At 64.3% G+C, this 16,850-nt stretch carries 16 protein-coding genes; 11 read left to right on the top strand and 5 right to left on the bottom strand.

The genetic code is table 11. The annotated features are described in order from the left end of the window. The first annotated feature begins 390 nt into the window (after window positions 1-390). The 8 genes from AMS69_RS20110 (at window position 391) to AMS69_RS06770 (ending at window position 8,267) form a co-directional block, all read left to right on the top strand. Window positions 391-573, top strand: coding sequence for a hypothetical protein (locus AMS69_RS20110; RefSeq protein WP_155119939.1), 183 nt, complete (start codon window positions 391-393; stop codon window positions 571-573). Beyond that, a complete protein-coding gene (locus tag AMS69_RS06800; protein ID WP_053967324.1) occupies window positions 570-992 on the top strand; it encodes a metal-dependent transcriptional regulator in 423 nt (140 codons plus the stop codon). Before AMS69_RS20110 ends, AMS69_RS06800 begins: the two co-directional genes overlap by 4 nt. Window positions 993-1,164: 172 nt before the next feature. After that, window positions 1,165-1,491, top strand: coding sequence for a NifU family protein (locus AMS69_RS06795; protein ID WP_053967323.1), 327 nt, complete (start codon window positions 1,165-1,167; stop codon window positions 1,489-1,491). Between the two features lie 371 nt (window positions 1,492-1,862). Continuing rightward, entirely contained in the window at window positions 1,863-3,779 is a 1,917-nt protein-coding gene (locus AMS69_RS06790; RefSeq protein ID WP_238378353.1) for an ABC transporter substrate-binding protein, read from the top strand. 9 nt (window positions 3,780-3,788) lie between these two features. Continuing rightward, window positions 3,789-4,742, top strand: coding sequence for an ABC transporter permease (locus AMS69_RS06785; protein ID WP_053967321.1), 954 nt, complete (start codon window positions 3,789-3,791; stop codon window positions 4,740-4,742). A 3-nt stretch (window positions 4,743-4,745) separates the two neighbouring features. After that, a complete protein-coding gene (locus tag AMS69_RS06780) occupies window positions 4,746-5,783 on the top strand; it encodes an ABC transporter permease (protein ID WP_053967320.1) in 1,038 nt (345 codons plus the stop codon). Beyond that, window positions 5,783-6,958 (top strand): ABC transporter ATP-binding protein, encoded by a 1,176-nt coding sequence (locus AMS69_RS06775; protein ID WP_053967319.1) that lies wholly within the window; start codon window positions 5,783-5,785, stop codon window positions 6,956-6,958. Before AMS69_RS06780 ends, AMS69_RS06775 begins: the two co-directional genes overlap by 1 nt. Continuing rightward, window positions 6,951-8,267 (top strand): ABC transporter ATP-binding protein, encoded by a 1,317-nt coding sequence (locus AMS69_RS06770; protein ID WP_053967845.1) that lies wholly within the window; start codon window positions 6,951-6,953, stop codon window positions 8,265-8,267. The genes AMS69_RS06775 and AMS69_RS06770 overlap by 8 nt, the downstream gene beginning before the upstream one ends. A 32-nt stretch (window positions 8,268-8,299) precedes the next feature. Here the strand turns inward: AMS69_RS06770 and AMS69_RS06765 are convergent, their stop codons facing one another. Next, a complete protein-coding gene (locus tag AMS69_RS06765; protein ID WP_053967318.1) occupies window positions 8,300-10,642 on the bottom strand; it encodes a PAS domain S-box protein in 2,343 nt (780 codons plus the stop codon). A gap of 195 nt (window positions 10,643-10,837) precedes the next feature. On the opposite strand from AMS69_RS06765, the gene AMS69_RS06760 reads away from it, so the two are divergent. Further along, entirely contained in the window at window positions 10,838-11,368 is a 531-nt protein-coding gene (locus AMS69_RS06760; protein ID WP_053967317.1) for a hypothetical protein, read from the top strand. A 29-nt stretch (window positions 11,369-11,397) separates the two neighbouring features. Here AMS69_RS06760 and AMS69_RS06755 read toward each other — a convergent pair whose 3' ends face one another. Next, window positions 11,398-12,441, bottom strand: a complete 1,044-nt coding sequence (locus AMS69_RS06755; RefSeq protein WP_053967316.1) for a DUF4350 domain-containing protein — start codon at window positions 12,439-12,441, stop codon at window positions 11,398-11,400. Then, window positions 12,434-13,393, bottom strand: coding sequence for a S49 family peptidase (locus AMS69_RS06750; protein WP_202904524.1), 960 nt, complete (start codon window positions 13,391-13,393; stop codon window positions 12,434-12,436). The genes AMS69_RS06755 and AMS69_RS06750 overlap by 8 nt, the downstream gene beginning before the upstream one ends. Before the next feature lie 494 nt (window positions 13,394-13,887). Between AMS69_RS06750 and AMS69_RS06745 the strand changes: the two genes are divergently transcribed. Continuing rightward, complete coding sequence (locus AMS69_RS06745; RefSeq protein WP_053967315.1) at window positions 13,888-14,214, top strand: cupin domain-containing protein; 327 nt, start codon at window positions 13,888-13,890, stop codon at window positions 14,212-14,214. A gap of 69 nt (window positions 14,215-14,283) precedes the next feature. On the opposite strand, the gene AMS69_RS06740 is transcribed toward AMS69_RS06745, so the two are convergent. After that, a complete protein-coding gene (locus AMS69_RS06740) occupies window positions 14,284-15,303 on the bottom strand; it encodes a transcription initiation factor IIB (RefSeq protein ID WP_053967314.1) in 1,020 nt (339 codons plus the stop codon). A 231-nt stretch (window positions 15,304-15,534) separates the two neighbouring features. Then, complete coding sequence (locus tag AMS69_RS06735; RefSeq protein WP_053967313.1) at window positions 15,535-16,320, bottom strand: helix-turn-helix domain-containing protein; 786 nt, start codon at window positions 16,318-16,320, stop codon at window positions 15,535-15,537. A 95-nt stretch (window positions 16,321-16,415) separates the two neighbouring features. On the opposite strand from AMS69_RS06735, the gene AMS69_RS06730 reads away from it, so the two are divergent. Further along, the gene (locus AMS69_RS06730; protein WP_053967312.1) at window positions 16,416-16,817 is read left to right on the top strand and encodes a hypothetical protein; all 402 of its coding nucleotides are present in this window, start codon (window positions 16,416-16,418) and stop codon (window positions 16,815-16,817) included. Window positions 16,818-16,850: the final 33 nt, after the last annotated feature.

Raw genomic sequence — 16,850 nt, 5'->3', positions numbered from 1 at the left:
TGGTCGAGTCGATGCAGACAGCGATACGGCGGCGACCACTTCCCGATAGTGAAGCGGAGTGCAGTGCGATAGATTCGATTCTCTGGACGACAGGCTCAACTGCGCCCGCTTACCGACCTTGTCGGTTGGATTAGGCCGTCCTAAAAACGCAGACGTTTTATATTATTAGGCAAGCCTAAAATATATGGCAGGCGACGGTACTGAGTGCGGAGCACAAACGGGGGGAGATCCACGCAGAGATCGATGGCAGACCGTTTCGTATCGTCGGGGTCGCTATCGACACCGTTCGCGTGGTACCGACGTATGTTGTGGGCGTCATGCTGAGCGTCCACCGACGAACGGTCGCTCGGCCACTCGTGTTCTACCGACAGTACCGGGGGCGTCTGCCTGATGAGTGCGGACGGAAATAGCGAGATGGTGGGAATGGGTAACTGCCCGCAACAGTCGCATGCCCGGCTGTGGGCATGGGCCTGCGCGGTGGCCTTCGGGACCGGTGAGCAGCCGACAGGGGAGTCGACGACAGGTACGGCCACAGGCAGCGGCGGGAAGCGGACGAATCCGTCGGAGCGATGAGCACGGCACCGGAGTATCTGCTGGCGATTTACATCGCACAGCACCGGGACGAACCGCCAGTCGCCCCGGGAAAGTTGGGAGAGCTGCTTGACCGGTCGCCGGCGGCGGTGACGGAGATGTGCCAGCGACTCGCGGAGGAGGATCTCGTCACATACGAGCCATATGAGGGGGTGACGCTAACAGAGACAGGGCGTGAGGAAGCGGCGGAGTTACACGAGGCGTACGTGACCGTCTCGTGGTTCTTTCGGGGGGTTCTCGATCTCGACGATCACGAGACGGAAGCGATGGAACTGGCCGGTCTGGTCAGCCCGATGGTCGCGGAGCGATTGGCCGCGACGCTGCCCTGCGACGCCGAAACGAGGCAGCGACAGGAGGGTTCAGAGGGTGGCTCGGTGGCGTCGGATGAGGATGCCGCCTGAGCGGCGGCTACTCCATACCAAGCTTGTTTTAGGCCGTGCGAAAAATTGATAGAATTAGGATACTAATTATTTTGTGGGCCAAAATATTGCCGTTCAATGCCCTATATACCGATATTTTAGGTATGCCAAAAGCACCAGATTTATGATATGATGGTGCAAATGTAGAATTGTTATGAGCGCTGAAGGACTCGAACGACAGACGCGTAACTACTTGAGCAACAACGTCCCGCAGATCCAGCAACACGGCGGCAACTTCGAGGTCCGCGACATCGACGAGAGCGAAGGCACGGCCACCGTCGCCATCGGCGGTGCGTGTTCGGGGTGTGGCATCGCTCCGATGACGATGAAGGCAATCGAACGCCGACTCCCCGAGAGCGTCGACGGACTCGAAGCCGTCGAAGTCGTCCGCTCCGGCGGGCCGCGCGCTGCGGTCATGCCCTCGAAGACCGACGACATGGAGGAGATGGACGAGTACGAGGATTACAGCCCGCCGTTCTGAACAGCCGCTCGAACTCGAATCGCAACTGTAGATGTCGGCCCCAGCTTCGACCGGGGCTCAGTGTTATTCATACCGGGAGCGCCCGGCATCAGGACGAAGTTGAACGACCAATCCCACGTGCCGTCATCTTTAGACGTGGTCTCGAACAGCGCGCAGGGGTCGGAGACCAGACACCAGCGCAGTGCAGTCGGGGGAAAGCTCGCTCGCGGAGTCTGTATCGGCGCCGATGTAGTTTGCTCCCGGACTCGCGCATACCGATTGTTGCCTGACTCCGAGCGCCGTTATGCTATAAGTGTGTGGGAGGGCAACATAACACACAGCTTTCGAGGTCAATGGGAATGCCTTATGACGCAGCTGCAGACACGAATACAGTGACGCGACGGCGTGTCCTCAAGTCGGCAGGCGCAGCAACAGCAGTGATGCTCGCCGGTTGTAGCGCCGGCAGCGACGGAGGCGGGGACGGCGAAAGCGAGGGTGGTCAGAGCCTCGACCCGGTCCGGGAACGGGCAGCGGTGTCCGTCGACGAGATTCAGGACGGTGGGACACTCAGGTTCGGCCTCGGTGCGGGTATCGATTCCTTCGACCCGTCATACAGCACCAGCGCGCCGGCCGGCAACGTCCACGGACTCGTCTACGAGAGCCTCATCACGCAGGACGCCGCGGGGACTGTGTACCCGTGGCTCGCAAAGACGTGGGAACGGATGGACGTCCAGGAAGTCGAGGACGGGGCCTACGAGCCGTACATGGTGTCGGCGGAGACGGACGACGACGGCAACCTCGTCGCCGACGACCAGATCATCATCAGGAACCCCGAGGACGGCGAGGTGCTGACGGTCAACGAAGCGCCCGACGCTGTCGCAGACGGGACCTACGGAATACAGTACCGGGCCGAACTCCACGAGGGGGTCACCTTCCACAACGGCGAGGAGATGACCGCAGAACACGTCGCCCGCTCGTACGAAGTGCTGGAGAACTCCTCGATTTCCGCACAGACATTCGACTCCTTTCTCTACGCGGAGGCGGTCGACGACTACACCGTCGACATCTACGGCCAGGAGCCAGACGCCGAGGCCGACAGCCAGCTCCCGCCGACGGTCTACCCGATGGAACACATCGAAGAGTACCCCGACAGGGGGGCGGACCCGCGCAACGACCTGACGCCCATCGGGACCGGGCCCTTCGAGTTCGAGTCCTACGAAGCCGAACAGCGCGCCCAGTTCAGCACGTTCGAGGACTACTGGCTGGACGACCTCGGCCTCGACGCGCTGGAGTGGTGGGACGGCCCGGACGGGTTCCCGACAAGCCCGGTTGTCGACGACATCACGGTCTCTATTGTCACCGACGACGCGACACGTGCGGCCGCACTCAACAACAACGAGATAGACCTCACCTACGGGCTCACGAGCGACACGTACAGCGAGTACCGGAGCGCAGATGACTACCGGCTCAGCGTGACCAACGCCGGGGCGTACAATTTCCTCCAGTACCCTGTCACCCAGTCACCCTGGGACGACGAGCGAATCCGCCGGGGCGTCAATCAGCTGATTCCACGCGCCCAGATCGCGGACAACATCTACAACGGGTACCGGAACCCGGCGTACACGCCGCTGCCCGAGCTGGCTGCCGACGAGGGGTCGGCCGACTACGACGCGCTGGTCGAGGAACTGCGCCCGCAGACCGAGCAGAACACTGAGGGCGCGACCGAACTGCTGCAGGAGGCCGTCGACGACCTCGGCGTCGAGACGCCCATCGAGGCGACCATCGAGACCAACACCTCTGACGACCGCGTGCGCGAGGCCGAACTCATCGCCCAGGTGATGAGCAACACGGAGTTTTTCGACATCAGCGTCGAGACCTTCGAGTTCACGACGTTCGTCCAGCGCATCCTCGGCCCGGAGTACTACCAGCAGGGCAACATCGTCCTCATCGGTCTCTCCGGAACCTTCAACCCCGGGAGCTTCTACGACGCCGTCAACTCTATCGACAACTTCGGGCAGTGCTGTAACTTCCAGCGGGTCGACACGCCGGAACTGGACGAGATAGCGACGGAGGCGCGGTTCTCGGTCGAGGCCGTCGAGGACCCGGGGTTCCGCGGCGAGCAGTACGACCGGGTCTGGCGGGGACTCATCGAGCAGGCCCCGAACAGCTACACCGTCTTTGGGACGAACGTCTCGTCGCTGTCGACCGACTACGTCGGGCACAACACGTACACGTTCTCCGGCGGAATTCTGCCCTACGGCCTGCACGACCCGACGGACCAGCAGGTTGCGTATCTGGACCGGGAGTGACTCAGTACGATGAGCCTCAGACGATTCATCGCGGTTCGCGTGGCGGCGACGGTGCCGATACTGTTCGGCGTCTCGGTGCTTACCTTCGCGCTGGTCCACCTGACGCCGGGAGACCCAATCGACCAGATGGTCGCCCTGAACCCGCAGATTTCGGCGGCCGAAGAGGCGGCGATACGCGCCAGGTACGGCCTCGACGGACCGGTCTGGCAGCAGTATCTCACGTGGATGGGCAACGTCCTGCAGGGCGACCTCGGGACGGTCATCAGCGTCGACCAGCCGGTCTTGCCCTACATCATGGCCCGGCTCCCCGAGACCATCGCGCTGGGGCTGTTCGGCTGGGCCATCGCCCTGCTCATCGCCATTCCGACCGGCATCTACGCGGCGGTGAACAAGGATACGCTGGGCGATGACATCTCGCGGGTGTTCGCGCTGTCGGGCATCTCCCTGCCGAACTTCTGGCTCGGCCTGATGCTCATCCTCGTATTCGCGCTCTGGCTGGACCTCTGGCCCGTCTTGGCTCCGGATAAACCGCTGCTTTCGGCCGAGATGCTGTGGTATCTCGTCCTCCCGGGGGTCACCATCGGGACGGCGTCGTCGGCGACGCTGATGCGCGTGATGCGGTCGTCGATGGCCGAGGAACTGAACAAGGAGTACGTCACGGCGGCGCGGGCGAAGGGGCTTCCAGAGCGGACGGTGGTGTTGAAACACGTCCTGCGGAACTCGCTCATCTCGGTGACCACCATCGCCGCGTTCCTGACCGCGAGCATCTTCGGCGGCGCCGTCGTCGTCGAGCAGGTGTTCGCCTGGCCCGGCCTCGGTCGGGCCTTCGTCGGCGCCATCGTCGGCCGCGAGGTCGACCTCATCATGGCAATCACGCTGTTTACCGGCGTGACAATCATCCTCGCAAACCTGCTTGCAGACATCATGTACGCTGTACTTGACCCACGAATCCGCTATGATTGACCTATGAGTACGGACCGAGGACGCATCCGGATAACGGGGTTCGACGCCGACCGCGTCGAGTCCCGCGAACCGCTATCCGACTGGACAGAGACGAGAGACACCGAGACGGAGAGTCGCTGGGAGCGCGCCTGGCGCGAGTTCCGCCGGAACCGTAGCGCGATGCTCGGGCTGTACATCGTTACAGCGATGGCGCTGCTCGCGGTGTTCGCCCGTCCGATTACGGTCGCGGGCGTCACCGTCCAGCCGTTCTCGCTCGCGCCGTACGACCCGAGCGCCATCCTGTACGCACAGGGCCTCGACGTGAGCGCCTACGAGGCCCCGTCGCTGGCCCATCCGTTCGGGACCGACGGCTCCGCGCGGGACGTGTTCTCCCGCGTGCTGTACGGCGGCCGGTTCAGCCTCTCTATCGGCTTCATCGTCGTTCTCGTCACCGCCGCCATCGGGCTGGTGTACGGCGCGGTTGCCGGCTACTACGGCGGCCGGGTCGACGAGGTGATGATGCGGATACTCGATCTGATCTTCGCGTTCCCCGGCCTCCTGCTGGCGCTGATTATCGTCGCCGTCCTCGGCAAGGGGTACTGGGAGCTGGTACTCGCGTTCACGGCCATCGGCTGGGCCGGCTACGCCCGGCTGATACGCGGCGAGATTCTGAAAGTCAAGGAAAACGAGTACGTGCTGGCGGCGAAGGCGCTGGGGGCGCGGGACCGGCGGGTCATCTTCAGACACGTCGTCCCCAACGCCGTCGCGCCGCTTGTCGTCCAGGCGTCGCTGTCCATCGGCACCGTCGTCATCGGCGTGGCGGCGCTTGGGTTCCTCGGGCTGGGTCTCCCGCCCGGCTCCGCCGAGTGGGGCACGATGCTGGACCAGACCCGCGAGACCATCGTCCAGGGGCCGGGCGGGTCGATTCCCTGGTGGGTCACCGTCTTCCCGGGCGGGGCCATCTTCCTGTTCGTGATGTCGATGAACCTCATCGGCGACGGCATCAACGACGCGCTGGACGCTCAGGAGGGCGAGGACGTGGCCCGCGGGGGCGAGGTCTGATGGCTCTGCTCGAAGTCGAGGACCTCACGGTGAACTTCTACACCGAGGAGGGCGTCGTCACCGCCGTCGACGACCTCTCTTTCCGCATCGAGCGCGGCGAGAAGTTCGGCGTCGTCGGCGAGAGCGGCGCGGGCAAGAGCGTCACTGCGCTATCGGTAATGCGACTCATCGAAGACCCCGGCCGTATCGAGAGCGGGAGCGTCCGCTTCGACGGCGAGGACCTGTTGTCGATGTCCGAATCCGCGGTGCGGGACGTACGGGGCAACGACATTGCGATGATATTCCAGGACGCACAAACTGCGCTCAACCCCGTCTACACAGTGGGCGAGCAGATCGCTGAGGCGATCCGCCACCATCTCGACTACGACGACAGGGCCGCCCGCGACCGGGCGATTCGGCTGCTCGATGACGTTGGCATCCCCGAACCGGCGGCCCGCTACGACGACTACCCCCACGAGTTCTCCGGCGGGATGCAACAGCGGGTCGTCATCGCGATGGCGCTGTCCTGTGACCCAGACCTGCTCATCGCCGACGAGCCGACGACGGCGCTCGACGTGACCATCGAAGCGAAGATTCTGGACCGCCTGGAACGGCTCGCCGACGAGTACGATACGGCGATTCAGCTCATCACCCACGACCTCGGCGTCATCGCGGAGCTGTGCGACCGGGTGATGGTGATGTACGCCGGCCGCGCCGTCGAGACAGCGACCGTCGAGGAGCTGTACTACGACCCGAAACACCCCTACACCGTCGGGCTGATGAGCGCTATCCCCCGAATCGGAGACCGACAGAACCGGCTCCAGACGATTCCGGGGACCATGCCGGACCTCGTGGAGGTCCCGTCGGGCTGTAGCTTCCACCCGCGGTGTCCCTTCGCCGAGGAGGTGTGTACGCGCAAGCGGCCGCCGCTGGTCGACCCTGACACCGGCGACAGCGTTGGGCTGTCCGACCGGGCGGCGGCCTGTCTGGCCTACACCGGCGACCTCGACAACGAACTGGACTACGAGGTCGAGGTGAAAGGCCGTGACGCGCCGCCTGACGACAGCCAGCCCGACCCGCGCGGCGTGCGCACAGATTCGGAACCACTCCGCGCTGACTCGGACCCCCTCCAGACAGACGCGGACCTACTGGACCGGGACGACAACGACGATGCGGGAGGCCGCCAGGATGGCTAGGACGGCGGACAGCCCCGTTCTGGAGGTCGAGAACCTCACAAAGTACTACGAATCCGGCGGGAGCCTCGTCGATACCCTGCTGGGCCGAAGTCAGGAAGTGAAGGCGCTGGACGGCGTCGACCTGGAGCTATACCCCGGAGAGACCCTCGGTATCGTCGGGGAGTCCGGCTGTGGCAAGACTACCCTCGCCCAGAGCCTGCTGCGGCTCATCGAGCCGACGGCCGGCACAGTCCGGTACAGGGGTGAGGACCTGACGGCGGCTTCTGACGACCGCCTCCGGGCGCTCCGAAAGGACATCCAGTACATCTTTCAGGACCCGTTCGCCAGCCTCAATCCGCGGCTGACGGTCGGCGACATCGTCGGCGAGCCGCTGGACATCCACGACATCGCCGAGGGCGAGGCCCGGGCCGAGCGCGTCAGCGACCTGCTGGAAACCGTGGGACTCAATCAGCGACACGCCCACCGCTACCCCCACGAGTTCTCCGGCGGCCAGCGCCAGCGCATCGGCATTGCCCGTGCGCTCGCCGTCGACCCCGAGGTCATCGTCTGTGACGAACCCGTTTCGGCGCTGGACGTGAGCGTGCAGGCCCAGATTCTGAACCTGCTCACGGACCTGCAGTCGGAGTTCGGTCTCTCCTATATCGTCATCGCCCACGACCTCAGCGTCGTCGAACACATTGCCGACCGCGTCGGCGTCCTCTATCTCGGAGAGTTCGCCGAGGTCGGCCCGACCGAAGACGTGTTCCAGCCGCCGTATCACCCCTACGCCGAGGCCCTGCTGTCGGCGATTCCGGAGCCAGACCCCGGCTGGGAGGGCGACCGTATTTTCCTCTCCGGCGACGTTCCATCGCCGCTGAACCCCCCGTCGGGCTGTCGGTTCCACACCCGCTGTCCGAAGATCATCCAGCCCGCGGGGACAGACATGGCCCAGTCCGAGTGGCGGTCATTGATGGACCTGAAACAGCGGCTCCGGAGCGCCGACTCGCTGGAAGCGGTGACCGCAGTGCAGGAGGGCGTCGAGGATGAAGACCTGAGTCAACTCTCGCGGCCCACTCTCGAAGCCCGGGTCAGAGCCGAATTCGGCCTCCCCGATACGGTCGGCGACCGGGAGGCCGAAGAAGTGTTCGGGACGGTCCTCGACCACCTGCACGACGGGGCGTTCGAAGCCGCACGGACAGTGCTGAACGACGCATTTGAATCCCCCTGTGAGCGAACCAACCCTGCGCTGTTCGATGTCGGCGACGACCACCGCATCGCCTGCCTGCTGTACGACGACGCGTCTCCGGATACGCCGACGCGGACCGGGTAGCCCGGACAGGCACCAATGTGGTGACGCGGCCGCTATTCGAACTCGACGCCGGTAATCTCGAAGCGCGCGCCGCCGTCGGCGCTTTCCGTCACGTCGACCGACCAGCCATGGGCCTCAGCGATGCGGTCGACAATCGCCAGTCCGAACCCGGTGCCATCGGCGTCGGTCGAGTATCCCGCCTCGAACAGTGTCCCGCGATTGGCTCCTGAGACGCCGGGGCCATCGTCCGCGACGTAGAAGCCGTCTTCGGTGACTCCGATAGTTATTGTCACGGACTTGCCGTTGGCTGTGTCCTCCGGCTTCGTCTGGCTGCTGGTAGCGCCGTGGTCCACAGCCGTCTGTTCCTGTGAACGTGGCTCGTCCGACCCGTGTTCCGCACTGTCGTCGATCCCCGTCGAGCGGCTCGTAGAACCGTGTTCCACACTGTTCCGGAGCAGGTTTTCGAGCAGTTGCAGCAGGCGCGGCCGGTCGGCGGTAATCGTCACGTCCCGCTCGACGGTGTCGGCGAAGCCGAGGGTCCCGTCCCCGGCGTCCTGAGAGACCATCTCCCAGGCATTTGCGACCGCGTCACGGAGCGAAACCGGCTCGGGCTCCTGGATGTCTCGTCCCTGGCGAGCCAAGAGCAACACGTCATCGATGATTCGCTCCATCCGGTCGAGCGCGGTCTCGATCCCCTCCAGATGGCTCTCATCACCGGTCGTACGGGTGAGCTTCAGCCGTCCCTGTGCGGCGCTCAGAGGACTGCGAAGGTCGTGACTGACGACGCTGGCAAACTCGGCGAGCCGGTCGCGCTCACGCTGTAGCTCCCGCTCTTGCTCGCGGATGTCGGTGATATCGCTTGCGATGCCGAACACGGCGACCGGGGTATCGGGGTCAGACCGCTCACCCGTGTCGTATATCGGGACCTTCGTCGAGAGGTACTGCTGTGCCTCGCCGTCGATAACGACACGCTCCTCGACCTCCAGCGGTTCCCCGGTATGTAGGACGGCACGGTCGTTTGCCCACGTCGTTTCGGCTGTTTCTTCAGGGAACAACTCGAAGTCCGTCCGGCCGACGATTTCCGCGTCAGTGAGCCCAGTCATCTCCCGATAGCCGTGGTTGACGAAGATGTACTGCCCGTCGTCGTCTTTCATGAACATCGGGGTCGTGGTGTTTTCCAGAATCGCTTCGAGGCGTCGCTCTGCTATCCGCAGGTCACGCTCGCGTTCCTTCTGCTCGGTGATATCGTGGTGGACGCCGACCATCAGTGTCCTGTCGTCTGCTAGGGGCTGTCCCCGAACGGACCCCCATCGCACGTTGCCGTCCGCGTCGAGGACCCGGAACTCACTGTCGTAGACGCTGTCTGTCTCAACTGCCCGCTCTATCTGCTCGCGGACTTCAGGGCAGTCTTCGGGATGAATCAGGTCGAACACGGCCGACAGCGTCCCGTCGAATTCACCGGGCTCAAAGCCCAGGAGGCGTTCGAGTGTGTCGCTCAACACGACCTCGTCTGTCTCGTAATTCCACTCCCAGACACCCGTTTCGCTGGCCTCCAGCGCCAGCTGGAGTCGGCGTTCGGTTTCCTGTAAGTCCTGTCTCCGGTCGCGTTTGTCGGTGATATCGGTCAGCGTACAGACCATGCTTTCGACAGCCCCGTCCTCGTCGAACAGCGGCGCACCGTTCACGGAGAGCACTTTCTCCGTGCCGTCCGGCCAGTGAATCGTGTGCCGAGCGTCGGCTAGGGGCTGGCCGGTCTCAAGCACCTGCCGAAACGGGAGCTCCGCGTCCGGTATCGGGTTTCCGTCGAGGTCACGAATGTCCCACTTCGGGTCGTTGTATGCCCGGTCTTTCACCGCCGACTGTGACAGTCCAAGAACGTCGACGGCGCGCTGATTGGCGAACACGAACTGGCCGTCGCGGTCGAGTTGCACGACACACGACGGGACGGTCTTGAGGATCTGTTCGAGTCGATGTCGGCGGCGCTTGGCCTCGGTCGCGGACTGTCTCGCTGCCACCGCGTTCTGGACCCGGTTAGCCAGCAATGTGTACTGGTCTGTTCCCCCTTCCTTCTGCAGGTAATCGGTGACACCGGCCGAGATAGCGTCGCTCGCGACTTCCTCGCTCCCTTTTCCAGTAAACAGGATGAGCGGGAGGTCGGGGTACTCTTCGCGAACGGCTTCGAGGAACTCGATACCGTCGCGTCCGGGCATGTCGTAGTCCGACACGATACAATCAAATGATGACTCCGCAAGCCGCTCCAGCGCGTCTTCCGCGTGCAGCGCCGTCTCGACGCAGAATCGGTCGTTCTCACGCTCAAGAAACGCAGCAGCCGTCGCCGCGAAATCCGGCTCGTCGTCGACGTACAGCAGCCGAACCGTGTCGCTTGGTGCTAGCATCAGAACAAGAGGCTTGCTGACACCTGAGAGGGCAGGCTACTTAGTGTGTTTGGCTATTTGTCATATACGTGGCGTGGTGACCGGCTGTGAACGGTCCGCTCATCTCCTGCTTTGCGGGTGAACGTGGTCAGACACGCCCGAACAGCCGCACTGACTCGACGAACACTTTTGCGCACACCGGCCCATATACGGACAATGCGTCGCATCTACGACTCGGGTGCGCTCCACCGCGACGACGAAGAGCCACAGGCGCCCACCGAGCGCGGGGGGCGGCCGCAGGCCGCACGCAGTATCAACGGCCGGGCCTGGAGCGACCTGCTGCTCCCGACGTGGCTCCGCTACCGTGCAGTGTCGGTCGATATCGAGGTCCCGCAGATGTCGTATCCGGCGGGAACGAAGGTGCCGTTCGTCGTGACGATTCGGAACGAGCTTCCGGTGCCGATAACGCTCCCGACGGACTCGCCGCGGCCCTGGACGTGGTACGTCGATGGGGTGCCCGAGGCGTCCCACGTCGATAGCGTGCCTGGCGAGGCCGGCAGCCTCCGGTTCGACCGCGGCGAGCGAAAGCAGTTCAGACGACAGTGGGACCGGATGTTCCGGGTCAGCGACGACGAGTGGGAACCCGCGCCGGCCGGAGAGTACACTCTCAGCGCCAAACTGAGCATTGCCAACGCCGGCGAGCGTGGCCTGTACAGCGAGACGACGGTCCGTATCAGCGAGCAGTAGCCTCGCTGGAACGTTCCGATTGAGCGGGGTCAGGACCCACTCGGAGTGGGGGCAGGCGTCGGGGTCGGCTCCGCTGGTGTTTCAGCCGAGCTGGAGGTATCACCGCCAGCCCCGAATCCGGGATCCGTGCTCGCGCCACCGTCCGGATCGGGTGCCTCGCCGTCGAGCAGGAACGAAAGCAGGTTCCCGATGAACACCTCGTTGTCGGCGTCGTATATCTCGGAACTACTGATGAACGTCGAGTCGGTGACAAACACCATGTTGTCGTTACGGACGACTGTTGCGTAGGTTCCGGTGCGCCGCGTTTCCAGCGTCCGGGTGCCCTCGGCCGCGGTGAACTTCGGTTCGGCGTCGCCGTTCACTACCGCGTAGCCGGCGGTGTCGAAGGTAATCGTCTCGACACCGTCGGTCAGTTCGCCGTCATCGCTCGGTGACGCGTAGATGGCCTTGAAGTTGTTGTCGTTGGCCGCGTCGTCGACGTTGTAGAGCTGTTCGGCACCCATCCGGACGCCGTACTGCTCGGTGGCGTTGTTGGCCCCGAACGACACTGTCGTCGTCGACTGGGTGAAGCCGGTCGAGAGCCGCGTCTGCGTCGGCTCGGCCAGGACAACGACACGCCCGCCGTCGTCCGTGTACTCCTGGAGCGCATCGCGCTCCTCTTCGGAGTAGCTTCCAAGCGGCTGGACGATGAGGACGCCGTCGTACCGGCCCAGCGAATCGGCGAACGAAGCGGTGCCGGACGTGCCGTACTCGACGGTGTGGCCCGCCTCGAACACCGCCTCGGTAATCGGTTCGAGCTGTGATTCGGTCACCTGATTGCCGTGGCTCGTGTCGACGAGTATTCGCTTCCCGCGCGCCTCAGCGTCGACCGATATCTCCCCCTCTTCTGGGTCGACAGGCGCATTGACAGCGTCGGGCTGGTACTGTGACGGGGACTGACCGTCGATTGACTGGCCATCGGGCGGCCCCGATGACCCCGGGTTGACGACTGCGAGAAGGAACGTCCCACCCAGTATCGCGACGAGAACGACGATAAACACAGCAAGCGGCTTGACGATACGGCCCTCAGTCATTGCGGATCACCGTTGCGTTGTTGTCTTCGGCAGGGATTCCCCAGACGGCGTAGTACTTCACCGGTTCTCGGAACGTCGTCTCGCTGTCGTCGGGGTGGACGAGATAGGTCACGTTGTTCGCGCCCTGCACGGTTTCAGCGCCGGCAGGGACGATGATGACGTTGAATTCGGCACCGCCACTGCCCTGATACACCACGTCGTACCCGTCGCCCTCGATGTCATCCGAGAGCGCGGCGGCCCGCTCGATGGCCAGCTCAGTGTCACCGATGCGGTCGGCAAAGCCGTTCTGCGTCGCCTGGGCTCCGAGGTACGTGTTCCCGTTGGCGACTTCCGCACGGGAGAGCGTCAGTTGCTCGCCCCGGTGGCGCATGACCGTCCCGACGAAGGACCGCTGGAGGACTTCGATGTCCTCACGGAGCCCGTCCTTGCTTATCTGAGCCTTGTCCGGCCCCGAGCGGACGAACGTCTCGCCCTGCTGTTCGACCTGCTCGATGAGACTCAGCGGGGCCTGAACGATGACGCCGATGCTCCCGACGTTCGAACTCGGTTTGACGACGATCTCGTCGGCCGGGACGATACCGTAGTACCCGCCCGAAGCGGCCGTGCCTTCGACATAGGCGACGACGGGCATCTCGCTGGCAGTCCGGTTCACCGCGAGGTAGAACTCCTCGCTGGAATCGACCGGGCCGCCGGGGCTGTCGACCCGGAGGACAACCGCCTCGATTGATTCGTTGGTCCGTGCCTCGCGGAGGTCTTGCTTGACGGCGTTGACATTCGCGTCAGTTGTGCCGCCGCGAAGGGTGATGACGGCGACGCTCGGGTCGTCGTCGCCACCGCTTGGCACGCCGTTCCAGATGACCGGCGCGAATATCGCGGCGATGACGAGGGCGAGCGTGACCGCGATCACGTACGACGCCGTCATCGCCGAGAACAGTTGTTCTCTCCCAAACATCTATACATCCCGTTCGGACTGAAAGAGTAATAAACCCCGCCCGGGGAATCGCGGCGCAGTCCGGCATCCAGACTGACTGGGCGCCAGCGACCAGCGGTTACTGGTCTCCGGGCCGTGGCACCGGGGGAGACCAGAGTACTGGGCGACACCGGACAGGAAAGGTTACGATGCTTGATTGACCCGTGAAGGGAGTTTGAACAGCCAGAAAGCCCCCGATACGTTCCGGTCCAACGGCTCGCGGTCGTTCGAAAGACGCAGAGTGTCTTTCGTGATGACGAGAGACCTGTGGTCTCTCGAACCACGCTCCTCGGTCGTGTCACCTCCTGCGGTGGTTATATCCTCGAGGTTCCCGGAGCGTATCGACCCCTTTCAGTCCCATCCGTATCGGCTGGCCATACGCGACGAGGCGTTCTGGTTGTTCACTCACGCAACTACACAGACACAGATTCTCCCAGCAGCCGAACGGCTAAGGAGACGCCGGCCCACGTGCCGGTATGTCACTCGACAGATTGGCAGCGTTCGATGCCGAACCGGCAGCAGGCGAAGTTATCGACGGGGAACTGGCAGTGACCGACGACGTGCTGGTGAAGGCGTTCGCGCTGGGGCCGGGCGCGACCATCGAGCCACACGAACACGACGGGGCGACGAACGTGTTCCACGTGGTCCGTGGCGAGGTGACGGTCCAGCAGGACGACACCGAGGACGTCATCGCCGCGCCGGGGGTCGTCCTCAACGAGCGCGGGCAGGCCCACGGGGCGCACAACCACACTGACGAAGTCGCCGTCCTGACGGCGAGCCTCTGTCCGCTGCCGGGTCAATAGACTGACTGGGCAGGGGAAGCGGCAGAAAGAGTTCGGGAGGGGACGGGGGTAAGAAACAGCGCGACGTGCTTAGGCGCTCGCGCCGGATTCAGCGCCGGTCGTCGCGTCGACGGCGCTGTCGTCGAGTTCCGCTTCGGCTTCGAGCAGTTCGCGGTAGCGCTCGCGGATTGTCACGGTGCTGATGTCGGTCGCTTCGCTGACGGTCTCCTGGGTCATCTCCTCGCCGAGCAGCAGGCCGGCAGCGTAGATGGCCGCGGCGGCGAGGCCGACGGGGCTTTTGCCGCTGTGGACGTTCGCTTCCTTCCCCGCCTCGATGAGAGCGCGGGCCTGGCGTTCGAAGGCGTCGTCGGCGTCGAGTTCGGAGACGAACTTGCTGAGGTAGGTCGCGGGGTCCGGCGGGCCGACCTGCAGCGAGAGTTCACGGTTGAGATAGCGGTACGCGCGGGTGAACTCCATCTCGTCGACGCGGCTGACGACGGCCATGTCGTCGAGCGTCTGCGGGAGGTTCGCCTGCCTGACAGCGGCGTACAGCGCGGCGGTCGCCATCCCTTCGATAGAGCGGCCGGGCAGCATTCCTTCGTCGAGGGCACGGCGGTAGATGACGCTTGCCGTCTCGCGGGCGCTCTCGGGGACGCCCAGCGCGCTCCCCATCCGGTCGATTTCGCCAAGGGCCTGCTTGAGGTTGCGCTCGGCGTGGTCACGGGTGCGGAACCGCTCGTCCCAGGTCCGGAGGCGCTGCATCTTCTCGCGCTGGCGCGTCGACAGGGAGTTGCCGTAGGCGTCCTTGTCCTGCCAGCCGATGTTGGTCGAGAGACCCTTGTCGTGTTTCATCTCCGTCGTCGGCGCGCCGACGCGGCGCTTGTTGTCGCGCTCCTGGCTGTCGAAGGCGCGCCACTCCGGCCCGTGGTCGATCTCGTCCTCGTCGACGACGAGACCACACGACTCGCAGACGGTCTCGCCACGACTGTCGTCGGTGACGAGGCTCCCGCCACAGTCCGGGCAGGCGTGGCCGGTACTCGCCTCGGACTCGGCCTGTTCGTCCACACTCTCACCGCGTTCGTCGGGGGAATAGATGCTGCGTGTCGTCATGATGTGTTTCTGCGAGCGCGTGGGACGCCCGCGGTCGTACCCAATTATAGGGGTGCATCCCCCATGACGACTCGTTTGGCACATGCCGAACCCCGGATAAGTGGTAGCTAACTGTGACGTTCGACGCGCCACAGCGCACGACACCCCGTCCGCTGTCATCTCGTCCTGATCTGCGACGCGGCAGTATTCGGGTAGTGCAGTTCGGCCCGGTTCTGGATGGGATATCGACGTTTACACGCCTGAGCGGCCGATGCGGAGGCGTCCGCCCTCGGCGACATCTTCGTCGGCCTGAACCGGCCCCATCGACCGCGTGACGAACGACCGGACGATCCACGCCTCGGCCCGCTGGAGGCGGTACTGGAGCGTCGACCGCGACACGTCAAGCGTCTCGGCGAGGTCGGTGAGCGAAGTGTCCCGGGGCGTCCGGTAGTAGCCGTGTTCGACAGCGGCCTCGACGGCGGCCTGTTGCTCGGGGGGCAGCTCAGCCAGCGTCACGGCCTCGTCAACCCAGTACGAGGGCGAGCTGAGCTGGCGGAACTCGACGGTCAGTCCCTCCCGGAGTTCGGCTTTCATCTCCTCAAACAGGCCGTCGACACCGGCGTCGCTGCACAGGAGCAGCCGCCACTCACACCGACTCCCACGGCGTTCAGTCTCCACGAGGACGCCGCGACCGACGTGGTCGATAGCTAGCCGCGGAATCGAGTGACAGTCACCGGCTTCTGACCGGTAGCTGTACACCGTCCGGACGCCGGGGTCAGAGCCGATGACCTCGTACGTCCAGTCGGTCTCACAGTTTCGGGTCCCGATGCACTCGGTACACTGGACGGGATCGTCGTACACGTCGTCCAGTTGTTCGAGCGCAGCCTCCGGGCCGGCGACGCGTTCGAGCCGCCACATTCCGTCCCGCGTGACGTTGCACGCGATTGTCCGGGAATGCATCTCCGGGTGGTCGATGAACACGTCCATCACAGGGTCGACGTTCCGCTCGTAGTCGATCGTGAAAATGAACTCTCGCATATACGTCCCGTTGCGTGCCGAGCCGTTTATACACACTGGCTCGTTCGGCGTATGCCAAACCAGCCGTCATTACCGAAGCACGTTTTGAAAAGAGTATGTCGTGTCCGCTCTCTCCATCTACTGGCGAGTCGCCGGGTGAGCCGATTCCCGGCGGCACGTCGGACAAATCTTCATCGCGTGTTCGTGGATATGAACTGCCGACGCACAACTGGCGACACACCCTCATCTACGGGGTGGTGTTCTGGGCGGTCGTGGCCGCTGCGTGGCTCGCTGTCCCGGCCGGTCACCCGTTCCAGTTGGGCGTCACGCTTTCCGGACTGTTCGCGGCCCCGCTGTTACCGGTCGCGCTCTGGTGTGATTACCGTCAGGCCCGAGCAGTCGGGACCTGTGACCCCGGGCTGCGCGCGTACCTCTCTAATCTCGGTCGGGATATCAAAACGGCAGGGACCGGTCAAAGCGCTCTCGGCGACGAGCGTCGGGAATTCCTCCGCTGCTGAGCGCGGTCACCCACTTGCCGGAGACCGTTGCAC

Origin of the sequence: Haloarcula rubripromontorii (assembly GCF_001280425.1) — an archaeon.
Taxonomy (GTDB): domain Archaea; phylum Halobacteriota; class Halobacteria; order Halobacteriales; family Haloarculaceae; genus Haloarcula; species Haloarcula rubripromontorii.
This window is presented reverse-complemented; position numbering and strand designations above follow the sequence as displayed.